Below are 12,754 nucleotides of genomic sequence, written 5' to 3' on the forward strand. Positions count from 1 at the left end.
TGAAATATCCCCACAAGTTCCTGATTCCAGGGCCTCTCGCTATATCCTCAATAATAGTCGGCGGCACTGACAGTCCTTTTTGTTGCCCGTCCAAGGTGCCGCGAACCCCTGCAAATTGCCGAGGAGCATTCCATGAAGCATGACGTGACCATCGAGATCCCCAAGGGATCGCGCGTCAAGTACGAAGTTGACCACGAGACCGGCCGCGTCCGCCTGGACCGCGTCCTCTTCACCGCCATGCAGTACCCGACGCACTACGGATACTTCGAGAACACCCTCGGCGAGGACGGCGACCCGTTGGACGCGCTGGTGCTGCTGCAGGACTTCGACCTGCACCCCGGCGTTATCGTCGAGTCCCGCCCCATCGGCGTCTTCAACATGACCGACGACGGCGGCGGAGACGCCAAGATCCTTTGCGTCCCCGTGGATGCACGCTTTGACCACATCCAGGAGGTCAGCGACGTCAACGAGTTCCTGATCAAGGAAATCGAGCACTTCTTCACCCGCTACAAGGACCTGGAGCCGGGCAAGTGGGTCAAGGCCGAGGGCTGGGGCGACCGCGCTGCCGCGGAAGCCGAACTGGAAGCTTCCATCAAGCGTTACGTGCCCACGGGCCACTAAATCCCCGCCGTCCCCCTAGCCTCGCTTCGCTCGGCCAGGGAACCCTTACGGCGTGGGCCCTTTTTGTCGACGGCGGGTGCCTGGTTCGCAAGAGCCGGGCATCCGCCGTCGTGCTTATTGGGTTTTTGTCCACGTATGCGGGCTTTGCCGCCCGCCCTCCAACCCTGCATACCTGGACAAAAACCCCTAAGCGGGATGTGAAAAGGTGGTGCTGTGAAATCCGTGCCTGATACCTCCCGCCTGTTCAACCCGCCCTGCGGGCCAGTCACCGGTTGGCGGGATGGGGCGGTTATCCGGGCAACCGGCATCCCCTATGCAACCGCTGCACGTTTCCAGCCTCCCGTCCCTGCACCGGACTGGATAACGCCATTTGCGGCTGACTCACCCGCTCCCGCCTGCCCGCAGGGACCCGTTCCCTTCCTCGACGACGTCCTGGGCACCCGCTATGGCGAACTTCCCGGCAGTGAGGGCTGCCAGAACCTGTCCATCACCAGGCCGGCCGACCTTGCCGACGGCGAGCAGCTCGCCGTCATGGTGTGGATCCACGGCGGCTCCTACACCACAGGTTCCGGTGACCTCGCCATCTTTGATCCGGCCGTGCTGGTGGCCGAGAACCGAGTCATCGTTGTTTCCGTGACCTATCGTCTGGGACTGTTCGGGTTCCTGGCCACCCGGACCGGCAGGCCCGGAAACCTGGGCCTCCTGGACCAACTGGCGGCATTCCGCTGGGTGCAGCGGAACATCGCCGCGTTTGGCGGCGACCCAGGCAGGGTGACCGCCTTTGGCCAGTCTGCCGGCGGTGACGCAATTGCCCACCTGATGGCGACCCCGGACGCACCCTCGCTCTTTCAGCGGGCGATCATCCAAAGCGCGCCGCTGGGCATCTCGCGGGGCAGGGCCCGGATGAACCATGCCATGGGCATCGCGGCCGAGGGCGTCACGGAGGAAACTCCTGCCATGGAAGTGGTGGAGCTGGAGGACCACGTGGCGCAGGTGGCCCGGAAGTTCGGCATGCTGGCAGCCATGCCCTTCGGAACGCAGTACGGACATGCGCCGCTGCCGGAGGAATCAGACATCGAAGCGGCATGGAACCGCTCCGCACCCGGCATCGAGGTGCTGATCGGGCACACATCCGAAGAGGCCCGGCTGTTCCTGCCCCGGAGCCCGCACCTGATGCGGCTCGGGCAAATTCCCGTGGTGGGCGACGCGGCGCTGCGGGCCATTAACTGGGTGGTCACGGAGACCGTCTACGGCAGGGCAGCCCGGAAATTTGCCCGCCGGCATGCCCAGGCCGGAGGGAAAGCCCACCGCTACGTCCTGCACTGGCATGCCCCGGGAAACTTCTTCGGCGCTGCCCACACCATCGATCTGGCCCTTCTCTTCGGCAACAGGAACACCTGGGACGGTGTAGGCCTGATTTCCGGCGCGCCGTGGGAGGACGTGGACGCGGCCGGGCGGCAGCTGCGGCGGCTCTGGGCAGGTTTCGCGCGGGGAGACTCGCTCGGCGACAAGGGCGGGGTTCCGGGTGCGCTCACGTACAGCACCGTCTGACCCCTTGGAGTTTTTGTCCGGAGATGCAGGCTTCGAGTGTGGAAGCGGCTGCATATCCGGACAAAAACTCTCCTCCGGCGGAATGGAAAAGCCATGAGGACTTTGGGCGTTGACCTTGCCGCAGCTACCAAGAAGACTGCCGTTGCAATGATTGAGTGGGGCCAGGGCTCGGCCCGGCTGGCGCACCTCGCACTCGGCGTCGATGACCAGGAAATCGTGGACCTGTTCGGCACTGCCGGCATGACGGGCATCGACTGCCCGGTGGGCTGGCCGGACGCGCTGCTCCCCTTCCTCACCGCGCACCTGAACTTCGACGCGGGACCAGTCCTGGCGCAGGACGGGATAGCCGGGCGTCGCCTCCTGGCCTACCGCGACACGGACCGGTTCACCACCGCACAAACAGGGCTCATTCCCCTGAGCGTGTCCGCCGACCGCCTGGCGCATCCGGCCATGAGGTGCGCAGTGATCCAGGCCAGGATCGCATCGCTCCACGGACCCCAACCGCGGGACGGCTCCGGACGCCTGGCGGAGGTCTACCCCGCTGCGTCCCTGAAAATCTGGGGACTCAGCGGCCGGGGCTACAAGGGCCGCGGCAGCGCTGAAACCGGGCGGCTCGGCCTGCTCCTTACGGACTTCAAGGCGCAGGCACCCTAGCTGGACCTGGCGGGGCACGAGGACGAACTCGCAGCTTTGGACGATCTCTTTGACGCCGTCGTGGCTTCCCTTACCGCCCGGGCCGCCGCCCGCCGTCGAACGCTCCTGCCCGATGAGGCGCAGGCAGGTGCGGCCCGCAGCGAAGGCTGGATTCACCTGCCGTCATGCCGGCTGGACGAACTGCCCAGCGAGGAGGGCTAGGAGGTTAACCGCCCAGCTTCCAGTTCCGGATCTCCTCCAGGTCCTCACCGTGCGTCCTGGTGTGCTCCCGCGCCCGCATCCGCCGGTCCTGCAGGTCCTGGCGCAGGAGTGAGTGCTTTTCCGCCAGACCGGGCACGCGGTCGATCGCGTCGATGGCCAGCTGGAACCGGTCGATGCCGTTCAGCATGGCCATGTCGAAGGGAGTGGTGGTTGTTCCTTCTTCCTTGTAACCGCGAACGTGCAGGCCCTCCTGGTTGGTGCGGCGGTAGGCAAGCCGGTGGATCAGGGAAGGGTAGCCGTGATAGGCGAAGATGATGGGCTTGTCGTTGGTGAAGATCCCGTCGAAGTCCCGGGACGGCAGCCCGTGCGGGTGCTCGCCCTCATCCTGCAGCCGCATCAGGTCCACTACGTTCACCACCCTGACTTTGAGCCCCGGCACGCCCCCGCGCAGCAGTTCAGCGGCGGCCACAGTCTCCACGGTGGGAACATCGCCCGCGCAGGCCAGGACGACGTCCGGCTCCTCCCCCGGCACCTCGGACCCGGCGAACTCCCAGATCCCCAAGCCGCGGCGGCAGTGGTTGGCGGCGTCGGCAGGCCCAAGCCAGGTGGGTGAGGGCTGCTTCCCGCTGACCACGATGTTCACGTAATCCGTGGATTCCAGGCAGTGCTCCATCACGGACAGCAGCGTGTTGGCATCCGGCGGCAAATACACCCGGATGACCTCGGCCTTCTTGTTCACGGCATGGTCGATAAACCCCGGGTCCTGGTGGGAAAACCCGTTGTGGTCCTGCTGCCACACATGCGAGGACAGCAGGTAGTTCAAGGACGCCACCGGCTGCCGCCAGGGCAGCTTGCGGTGCACTTTCAGCCATTTGGCGTGCTGGTTGAACATGGAATCGACAATATGGATGAAGGCCTCGTAGCAGCTGAACACACCATGCCGGCCTGTCAGGAGGTAGCCTTCCAGCCAGCCCTGGCACAGGTGTTCGCTGAGCACCTCCATGACCCGGCCGGACCGCGCGAGGTGCTCGTCGGCGTCGTCAATCCTGTACTGCCACACCTTGTCGGTGACCTCATAGACGTCCTGCAGGCGGTTGGACGCAGTTTCGTCCGGGCCGAAGAGCCGGAAGGTCTCCATGTTCAGCGAGATGACGTCGCGCATCCACGAGCCCAAGGTAATCATCGGGCTCACCCGTTCGGTCCCGGTCTCCTTAACCTCGACGGCGTGGTCCCGGTAGGCGGGCAGCTTCAGTGCCTTGCGCAGCAGTCCGCCGTTGGCGTGCGGGGTGGCACTCATGCGGAAGTCTCCCGTGGGTGCTGCCTCGGCGACCTCGGGCCGGAGCCTGCCGTCGCCGTCGAACAGCTCCTCCGGACGGTAGGACTGCAGCCACTCTTCCAGCTGCCGCAGGTGGTCCGCGTTGGTGCGCACCTCGGACAGCGGCACCTGATGGCTCCGCCAGGTCCCCTCCACCTGCAGCCCGTCCACCTCACGGGGGCCGGTCCAGCCCTTCGGGGAGCGCAGGACGATCATGGGCCAGCGCGGCGCCTCCACAGCCGCATCCTCCGTGCCGGGGGCCCTGCGCGAATCCTGGATGGCGCGGATGCCCGCCAAGCTCCGCTCGAGCGCACCGGCAAAGTCCTGGTGGGCCTGCGCGGTGTTGTCCGGGTCCTTGACGGTGACGAAGTACGGCTCATGCCCGTAGCCGCGCAGCAGCTGCTCCAGCTGGGCCTCAGGCATGCGGGCCAGGACCGTGGGGTTGGCGATCTTGTAGCCGTTGAGGTGCAGGATGGGCAGCACGGCGCCGTCCGTGGCCGGGTCCAGGAAGTTGTGGGAGTGCCAGCTGGCGGCCAGCGGCCCGGTTTCGGCCTCGCCGTCGCCAATCACGACGGCGGTGACCAGCTGCGGGTTGTCCAGCACCGCTCCGTACGCGTGGGCCAGGGAGTACCCGAGCTCGCCGCCTTCATTGATGGAGCCGGGGCTTTCGGGCGCGGCGTGGCTGGGGATGCCGCCCGGATAGGAGAACTGGCGGAACAGCTCAGCCAGTCCGGCCTCGTCGTTGCCCACGTTTCCGTAAATTTCCGAGTAGGTGCCCTCCAGCCAGGAATTGGCGACGACGGCGGGACCGCCATGGCCGGGACCGGCCACAAAGAGCATCTCGGCGGAGTCGCGGCGGATTAGGCGATTAAGGTGCGCGTACACGAAGTTCAGGCCGGGCGTGGTGCCCCAGTGTCCGAGCAGGCGGGACTTGGTGTCCTCTGCCTTCAGCGGCTCGCGCAGCAGCGGATTGAAACGGAGATAGATCTGCCCGACCGAAAGATAGTTGGCGGCGCGCCACCAGCGGTCAACAAGTTCGAGTTCGTCCTGCCCCATGCTGCTGGTCATAACCATCCTCGCGTCGCGTTCGCCGCCCCTTCGTCATCCGTCAGGCGGGGCCGTTCCCCCATCGCATCAGATGGGCCAGCCAGAGGCAACCCCGCTTGCCTGCAGTCAGCTACCTGCAGGTAGTCTTTGGATCAATGTTCACGTTGACCATCAACCAGACGGACAGCCGGCGCGACGGCGACCGCGTGCCCCAGCTGCTGAAAGACCTGCGGCACATCCCTGCGCGCCTGGACTTCGACCGGTCGGTCGAAGACGAGGTCCAGGGCATCGTGGACGTCCCGCATCAGGCCGTGGAGGCTGCGCTGGTCGCACTCCGGTGCGGGTCCTGGTACGTGGGGATTGGCGTGGGGCCGGTCAACGAGCCGTTGCCCAACCAGATCAAGGACGCCTCCGGCCATGGGCTGGTGTACGCGCGCCGGGCCGTGGACCGGATGCGGAGCAGCAAGGAGCGGATTCCAGTCGCCGTGGAGGGTCCGCTGGCCGACGTTGCCCACGACGCGGAAGCGGTGCTCCGGCTGCTGGGCCACATTGTCCGCGACCGTTCCGATGCCGAATGGCGTGTGCTTGACCTGCTGACCCCCGGCGTCCGTGGACAGCAGAAAGCCGTGGCGCAGGAGCTGGGCATCACCACGCAGGCCGTCAGCAAGGCGGTTGCCCGGGCCCAGTGGAATGAGGAACATGCGGCCCGGCCGGCGGCAGCCCGGCTTTTGGCGCTGATTCTCGAGGTGCGGTAGCGGCTGCTGCCTGATCATCCACGGGTGGCCAGATTTGCATGTTCAGCTTTGGTTTTTCAGGCCTGCTTGTTCAGCTCTGGGTCGCCGCCATCACCGGTTCGCCGTTGAAGTACTCGAGCTGCCAGCCGTCAATGGCGTGGTGGTGCGCCAGGTTGAGCACGGCGTTGTCGATGCTTGTGAGTGTGCTTCCCACGGCGCGGCTGAGGGTTACCCGCAGGAGTGTTCCGTGCGCGACGACGAGAAGCCTGCGCCCGCGGAACTCCTCGGCAAGTGCCTCCAGCGCTGCCAGTCCGCGGTCAGCTGCCTCGTCCTCGCTCTCGGCACCGCGGAAACCTCCCGGAATGCGCAGGGCATCCAGCTCTGGCCCCGCCTGCATCCCCTCAGCTGGCCCGAAACTCCGTTCGGTCAGCTCCGGAACCCGGCGCACGTCGCTGAGTCCGAGGCCTGCGGCGATCAGGTCGGCGGTCTCGGCGGCCCGGCTCAGCGGCGACGAGACAATGGCGTCCCATTCGTAGGCGGAAAGAACGGCGACGGCGTCGCGCGCCTGGCCGCGGCCCACCTCGTTCAGGGGAATGTCTGTGGATCCCTGGAGCCGCCGCTGGGCGTTCCAGTCTGTCTGGCCGTGGCGGATCAGGGCAAAGGTCGTGAGGGTCATGCTGTCTATTCTGCCTTGTACTGCTCAGAGCAGACTGCGCAGCACATGGGCAGCGCCGTCGTCGAGCACTGAGTGGGTGACCTCATCCGCTGCGGCGATGACTTCCTCCGGCGCCTGGCCCATGGCCACCCCCCGTCCGGCCCAGCTGAGCATCTCGATGTCATTGCGGCCGTCGCCGATGGCCACCGTCAGGTGCTGCTCGATGCCCAGCCTGGTCCGGAGGTTCTCCAAGGCGCTGGCCTTGGTCACGCCCGCCGCTGCAATGTCCAGCCATGCCGTCCAGCCCACGGAGTAGGTGACGCCGGCAAGGCCGACGTGCTCAATCGCCTCGGTGAACTCTTCCGACGTGTTCTCGGTGCTGAACACCACCACGCGAACGGCGGTTGCCTCAAGCATGGTATGGAAATCCACGCCCACGGCCTCGACGCCAAAGCTGGGATCCTGGAAGCGCTCGGTGGAAAGGAAATTGCCGTCGGCGTCCTCCAGCGCATATTTCGCCGAAGGAAGCCGCTCACGCAGCGCGCGGAGGGCGGGTCCGGGATCGAACGTGGCCTTGTGGATTACTTCGTAGCCGCCATCCAGCTCGGGATGCAGCCGAAGGGTGACGCCGCCGTTGCAGCAGACGGCGTAGCCCCGCTCAATCCCGATCTTTTCGATGATGGGCAGCGTAGCGTTGAGGGAGCGGCCCGTAGCGATCATGACCTCGTGCCCGGCAGCCACCACCGCCTGCGCGGATTCCCTGACGCCTGGGGACATGTGGCCATCGTGGTTCACCAGCGTGCCGTCCACGTCCAGTGCGATCATCAGCTTCTGGTCTACGTTGTTGTTTTCGTTGTCTCGCCGGTCATCGTTGCCGGCGACTGGGGTTTCAGTCAGCGTTGTCATCCACACAGTGAACCAGACGTAACTGATCTGCGCTAGGATTCACGCCACACATTTGTTGAACACCGCATAAAGGCTCACATGGCCTCCCGGTGGGTGAGCGTTCCGCTGCCGGTGCTGACCTTTCCCAAGCTTGTTCGCGAATGCGAACTGTCAAGGTTCGGATCCGCGAACAAGCTTGGGAGCCGGGGCGTGAGCCCAGCCGCAAGGAGCTTTCTCCTCAGGCGATCCGGGTCCTCTGCGTCCGCCCAGCCCCAACGTACGGTGCTGAACCCCAGCCGGCGGGACTCGTACATCTGAATTCGCCGTAACGCACAGGCTCAATGGCGGGCTTTAGGCAATACCGAAGGGGGTACGAGCGTTGCTCCCGGACCTGGCGGGAGGCCTTATCCTCGCCCAAGACCATCAGCGGGGACCGCCGGAGACCGCTGCGCCCGGGGAGTGTGGTGGCAAGTTGAACGCAGGCTGGCGTCCTTAAAACAGGCAGCCCGGCGGCCAGGGCGGCCGTTTCCCCGCACAGCACCGCACCCTTGACCGATCTGGCGATTGCCGCCGTCGACCATGCGAAGCGGTCTGAGGGCCGGGCTTTGAGCCACTCATCGGTGCGGACATAGAAGCCGCGGCGGATCCTGACAAGCTTTCCCGCCCGGAACTCACGGTGGATGGTGTCCGTAGTGCCCTGCGCGCGCAGTACGGCAGCGGAATCTATAAGTCCAGGCAGAATTTCCATTCCCCAAGACTGGCTGAATGAGGCCCCGGCGTCAGTACGCCCCGCGCCGTATGTGGACAGCGGCGCACCTGTCCAGGGCTTGTTCGCGGATCCGGACCGTCAAGGTTCGGATCTGCGAACAAGCCCGGGAGCGGCGGAAATTACAGGACCGGGAGGACCTCGAGGCCGCCCAGGTACTTCTGCAGGGCCTTCGGCACGTTGACCGAGCCGTCCGCGTTCTGGTGGTGCTCGAGCAGCGCAACGATCCAGCGGGTGGTGGCCAGGGTTCCGTTCAAGGTGGCGACGGACCGGGTGCCCTTGGCAACGCCCTCTGCGTTGACCGCACGCTCACGGATATTCAGACGGCGGGCCTGGAACGTCGTGCAGTTGGAGGTGGAGGTCAGCTCACGGTAGGCGCCCTGGGTGGGAACCCAGGCTTCACAGTCGTACTTGCGGGCTGCGGACGTGCCGAGGTCGCCGGCGGCGGTGTCAATCACCCGGTACGGCAGCTCGCACTTGGCCAGCATCTCCTCTTCCCACGCCAGCAGGCGCTGGTGCTCGGCGGCGGCCTCTTCAACGGTGGTGTAGATGAACATCTCCACCTTGTTGAACTGGTGGACCCGGATGATGCCTCGGGTGTCCTTGCCGTGCGAACCGGCTTCGCGGCGGTAGCAGGAGCTCTGGCCGGCGTAGCGGATGGGGCCCTTGGAGAAGTCCAGGATCTCGTCCGCGTGGTATCCCGCGAGCGCCACCTCGGAGGTGCCCACCAGGTAAAGGTCGTCTTCGGCGAGGCGGTAGATCTCGGCGTCGTGCTTTACGTCGAAGCCCGTGCCCTGCATGGTCTCCGGACGCACCAGGGTGGGGGTGATCATCGGGATGAAGCCGGCCTCGATGGCCTGTTCCATGGCCATCTGCAGCAGCGCCATTTCCAGCCGGGCACCCACGCCGCGGAGGAAGTAGAAGCGGGCGCCGGACACCTTGGCGCCGCGCTCCATGTCGATGGCACCGATCAGCTCGCCGATTTCCAGGTGGTCCTTCGGCTCGAAGTCCGGAAACTCCCGCGGCGTGCCGACGGTCTTGACCACCACGTAGTCGTCCTCGCCGCCCTCCGGGACGCCGTCCTCAATGAGGTTGGGAATGGTGCGCAGCAGTTCTTCCTGCTTTGTCTGTGCAGCATCGGCTTCCGCGGAAGCCGCCTTGACCGAGTTGGCCAGTTCCTTGACCTCGGCCAGCAGCGCCTTCTTCTCGTCACCCTTGGCCTGTGCCACCTTCTTGCCGAAGGCATTCTGCTCGGCACGGAGGTTCTCGAAGCGGATCAGCGCCGCCCGGCGGGCGGAATCCGCGGAGATGATCGCGTCCACCACTGATTCATCCGCGCGGCGGGCACGCTGGCTGGCACGGTATTTATCCGGGTTTTCGCTAAGGTCTTTTACGTCGATCACCAGACAAGGGTATCCAATCCCGCGCACGACGGCGGGCGGCAGCGGCCGTGCCGGATCCTCCCGCTTCGGCCGGGCTACTGTTGAAGCACCATGAGCGACTGGATCCTGTACCTGCTGATCGGGGTGGCCCTCGCGTTTGCCATCTCCAGCTGGTGGGGCGTGCGCAGGCTCAAGGCACTGCACGTGCGCAGCGCCGTGGGCGGAGAAGCGCAGGATTCCGGGCTCGGCCGGCAGCGCGTGGCGGTGGTCCTGAACCCGGTCAAGGCCCGCTCGGAAGAGGCGAGGGGCAAGATTCAGCGGGGCTGCCTCGCGGCAGGCTGGGAGAATCCGGTCTTCTTCGAGACGACGGCGGATGATCCGGGCTATTCGCAGGTGCGTGCCGCCCTGGCGCACCAGCCCGACGTCGTCCTCGTGGGCGGCGGTGATGGCACGGTCCGTGTGGTGGCAGAGACCCTCGTTCATACCGACGTGGCCATGGGCCTTATACCGTTGGGCACCGGCAATCTCCTGGCCCGGAACCTGGAGCTTGAGGTCACCGACCTGCATGCGAATGTCAATACCGCGCTTTTTGGCCGGCAGCGTCACATTGACACTGCTCGGATGGGAATCGAAAACTCCCGTACCGGATATTCGGCCGAGCATGTCTTCCTGGTGATCGCGGGCATCGGCATGGACGCAGAGGTCCTGGCGGACACGAATGCGGGCCTGAAGAAGGTTGTTGGCTGGCTGGCATACACCGAGGCCGGGATGCGGCACCTTCCGGGGCGCCGGAAAAAGGTCTCCATTTCGCTGGACGGCAGCGGGGAACAGGTCCGGAACATCCGCAGCGTGCTCTTTGCCAACTGCGGCCTGGTTCCCGGCGGCATCGATTTCATCCCGCAGGCGATGATTGACGACGGCATGCTCGACGTGGTGGTGATGAGTCCCCGCAGCGCCCTTGGCTGGCTGCTGATGTACGTCAAGATCATTTTCAAGCACAGCGGGAAACTGCCCATCATGACCGTTTACCGGTCGGGCAGGATCGTCATCAAATGCCCGGAACCGATGCCTACCCAACTGGACGGCGACACAGCGGGCGAGGCAACCAGACTCACCGTCCAGGTGGACCCGAAGTCGCTTTTGGTGAGGGTGAAGGATTGAACTGCTAGTTGCTGGGGTTTTTCCGCGGGACTGGCAGGGATGCCGTCAGTGGCGGGATTCCTTGTTCTCCTGCGCAGCCTTGGCCGCAGCGTGGGCCTCAGACTGCTCACGGATCATCGCCTGCTCTTCCTCGAAGCGCAGGCGGTCCGCCCGGTCGGCCTCGTCCCCGTCCCAGTCCTGGTTGTCCGCGGTAGGCCGGGGGTTGATGATCATCCCCTGGCCATCGTTATCAGTGCTGCTCGTAGTCATGGCGCGCTCCCTTCAGTAGGGGCCATCCCCCGTGTGGATCAAGCAAGCATACGCATTGTCCACAGCCCGGGGAAGTACCTCGAGAGGCATTTACCTACGCTTTGGGCGAAGCGCCGCAACCGCTGTGAGCACCTCTTATGCATGCCCGAGAATGTCTTCAACCCAAGCCCTTGCAGCCCGGAATGCAGGGTCGCTGGTGTGCGCTTCAGCAACAGTGGCCTGCCTGTCTGCCCGGGGATAGGAACCCAGGAAACGGGTGGCTGGACTGATGCGGTGCAGCCCTGCCAGGGCGTCGGCCACCCGCTCGTCGGCCACATGCCCGTCGGCGTCGATACTGAAGAAGTAGTGGCCCAGATACTGTCCGGTGGGCCGGGACTCAATCCGGCTGAGGTTCACCCCGCGGCTGGCGAACTGGTCGAGGATCTCCATCAGTGCGCCGGGCCGGTCTTGGGGAAGCGGGACCACCACCGTGGTCTTGTCAGCGCCGGTCCGGACCGGCAGGACGCCGGGTTGGCTGACCAGGACAAAGCGGGTGACGGCCCCGGGGTTGTCCCCGATGTTCTCCGCGAGCACGGTCAGGCCGGGCTGCTCCTGGGCTACCAGGGGAGCACAAATGGCGGCGTCATAATGGCAGCCGGTCTCCAAGAGCGCCATCGCCGCCGCGGCCGTTGACGACGCCGGCACGTATTCTGCTGACGGAATGTGCGCGTCCATCCAAAGCCTGCACTGTGCCCAGGCGTGCCCGTGCGTGGATATTCGCCGAACGTCCTCCAACCGCGCTCCGGGCCTGGCTACCAGAACGAAGCTGATGGGCACCAGGACCTCGCGGATGATACGGAGTTCCGTGCCTGCGGCGATTGCGTCGAGGGTGGCGGTGACGCCGCCTTCCACGGAATTTTCCATCGGCACCATCGCCGCGTGCGCCAAACCGTCGCGTACCTGGTCGAGCGCGGCATTGACGTTCGATGCCGGAACCCGCTTGGCCTGCCAGGCGTCAGGCACCTGCATCAGGGCTGCCTCAGTGAAGGTGCCCTCCGGTCCCAGAAAAGCGTAGGTGGACAGGTTGGCCACTACAGGACCATAGGCTTCAGGCCATTGTCAGAGACGAGCGGCCGGCCGGCTTCCAGCCACTGATCCATCCCGCCGGCGACGTTGATGGCGGTATAGCCCTGGCCGGTGAGCCACTGCGCCACACGGAAGGAGCGCCCTCCGGTACGGCAGATGATGTAGAGGTCCTCGTCCGGGTCGAGTTCGTCCAGGCGGGCTGGAATCTGGTCCATGGGAATGTGGAGTGCGCCCTCTGCATGGCCGGCCACCCATTCGTAGTCCTCACGCACATCGAGAATGACGGCGTCGTCGGGAATGTCGTTGACGGGGACATTGTCGAATTCGCTCATGGGGTTCCTGCCTTCGCGGATGGGGGGTGGCATTAAGCCTAGTGCTTCACCCGCTGCGGGAGCCCTGGAACCGGCCACGTTAAGCTTCTGAATGATCCAAGGAGGAAACTATGCCCCCTAGCTATGCTGCCCCCGC

The 12,754-nt window shown here is 65.5% G+C and carries 14 protein-coding genes; 6 read left to right on the plus strand and 8 right to left on the minus strand.

Going from position 1 to position 12,754, the window contains the following annotated elements; genetic code table 11:
* Positions 1-132 precede the first annotated feature (132 nt).
* The 4 genes from FDW84_RS01975 to FDW84_RS19970 all read left to right on the plus strand — a co-directional run bounded on the left by FDW84_RS01975 (position 133) and on the right by FDW84_RS19970 (position 3,027).
* Positions 133-621 carry an inorganic diphosphatase gene (locus FDW84_RS01975; RefSeq protein ID WP_013599443.1) on the plus strand — a complete coding sequence of 163 codons (489 nt, stop codon included), beginning with the start codon at positions 133-135 and terminating at the stop codon, positions 619-621.
* Between the two features lie 222 nt (positions 622-843).
* Positions 844-2,172, plus strand: a complete 1,329-nt coding sequence (locus tag FDW84_RS01980; protein WP_240721350.1) for a carboxylesterase family protein — start codon at positions 844-846, stop codon at positions 2,170-2,172.
* Positions 2,173-2,265: 93 nt separating this feature from the next.
* A complete protein-coding gene (locus FDW84_RS01985; protein WP_371419119.1) occupies positions 2,266-2,826 on the plus strand; it encodes a DUF429 domain-containing protein in 561 nt (186 codons plus the stop codon).
* A gap of 36 nt (positions 2,827-2,862) precedes the next feature.
* Entirely contained in the window at positions 2,863-3,027 is a 165-nt protein-coding gene (locus FDW84_RS19970; RefSeq protein ID WP_371419120.1) for a hypothetical protein, read from the plus strand.
* A 4-nt stretch (positions 3,028-3,031) separates the two neighbouring features.
* Here the strand turns inward: FDW84_RS19970 and FDW84_RS01990 are convergent, their stop codons facing one another.
* Entirely contained in the window at positions 3,032-5,410 is a 2,379-nt protein-coding gene (locus tag FDW84_RS01990; protein ID WP_138606044.1) for a phosphoketolase family protein, read from the minus strand.
* A 134-nt stretch (positions 5,411-5,544) separates the two neighbouring features.
* On the opposite strand from FDW84_RS01990, the gene FDW84_RS01995 reads away from it, so the two are divergent.
* A complete protein-coding gene (locus FDW84_RS01995; protein ID WP_138606497.1) occupies positions 5,545-6,144 on the plus strand; it encodes a hypothetical protein in 600 nt (199 codons plus the stop codon).
* A gap of 70 nt (positions 6,145-6,214) precedes the next feature.
* Here the strand turns inward: FDW84_RS01995 and FDW84_RS02000 are convergent, their stop codons facing one another.
* The 4 genes from FDW84_RS02000 to serS all read right to left on the minus strand — a co-directional run bounded on the left by FDW84_RS02000 (position 6,215) and on the right by serS (position 9,832).
* Positions 6,215-6,799 carry a histidine phosphatase family protein gene (locus FDW84_RS02000; protein WP_138606046.1) on the minus strand — a complete coding sequence of 195 codons (585 nt, stop codon included), beginning with the start codon at positions 6,797-6,799 and terminating at the stop codon, positions 6,215-6,217.
* Positions 6,800-6,823: 24 nt separating this feature from the next.
* Positions 6,824-7,684 carry an HAD family hydrolase gene (locus FDW84_RS02005; protein WP_138606048.1) on the minus strand — a complete coding sequence of 287 codons (861 nt, stop codon included), beginning with the start codon at positions 7,682-7,684 and terminating at the stop codon, positions 6,824-6,826.
* Between the two features lie 217 nt (positions 7,685-7,901).
* The gene (locus FDW84_RS02010) at positions 7,902-8,411 is read right to left on the minus strand and encodes a hypothetical protein (RefSeq protein WP_205754711.1); all 510 of its coding nucleotides are present in this window, start codon (positions 8,409-8,411) and stop codon (positions 7,902-7,904) included.
* A gap of 140 nt (positions 8,412-8,551) precedes the next feature.
* Positions 8,552-9,832 carry a serine--tRNA ligase gene (gene serS / locus FDW84_RS02015; protein ID WP_138606050.1) on the minus strand — a complete coding sequence of 427 codons (1,281 nt, stop codon included), beginning with the start codon at positions 9,830-9,832 and terminating at the stop codon, positions 8,552-8,554.
* A 90-nt stretch (positions 9,833-9,922) separates the two neighbouring features.
* On the opposite strand from serS, the gene FDW84_RS02020 reads away from it, so the two are divergent.
* Positions 9,923-10,972, plus strand: coding sequence for a diacylglycerol/lipid kinase family protein (locus FDW84_RS02020; protein ID WP_138606052.1), 1,050 nt, complete (start codon positions 9,923-9,925; stop codon positions 10,970-10,972).
* 45 nt (positions 10,973-11,017) lie between these two features.
* Here FDW84_RS02020 and FDW84_RS02025 read toward each other — a convergent pair whose 3' ends face one another.
* The 3 genes from FDW84_RS02025 to FDW84_RS02035 form a co-directional block, all read right to left on the minus strand.
* Positions 11,018-11,221: a hypothetical protein gene (locus FDW84_RS02025; protein ID WP_138606054.1), complete on the minus strand. Its 204-nt coding sequence runs from the start codon at positions 11,219-11,221 to the stop codon at positions 11,018-11,020.
* Between the two features lie 135 nt (positions 11,222-11,356).
* On the minus strand, positions 11,357-12,229 hold the full coding sequence (pheA, locus tag FDW84_RS02030; RefSeq protein WP_240721351.1) for a prephenate dehydratase: 873 nt from the start codon (positions 12,227-12,229) through the stop codon (positions 11,357-11,359).
* A gap of 62 nt (positions 12,230-12,291) precedes the next feature.
* Complete coding sequence (locus tag FDW84_RS02035; protein ID WP_138606058.1) at positions 12,292-12,618, minus strand: rhodanese-like domain-containing protein; 327 nt, start codon at positions 12,616-12,618, stop codon at positions 12,292-12,294.
* Positions 12,619-12,754 lie beyond the last annotated feature (136 nt).

Source organism: Pseudarthrobacter sp. NamE5 (assembly GCF_005796225.1).
Lineage (GTDB): Bacteria > Actinomycetota > Actinomycetes > Actinomycetales > Micrococcaceae > Arthrobacter.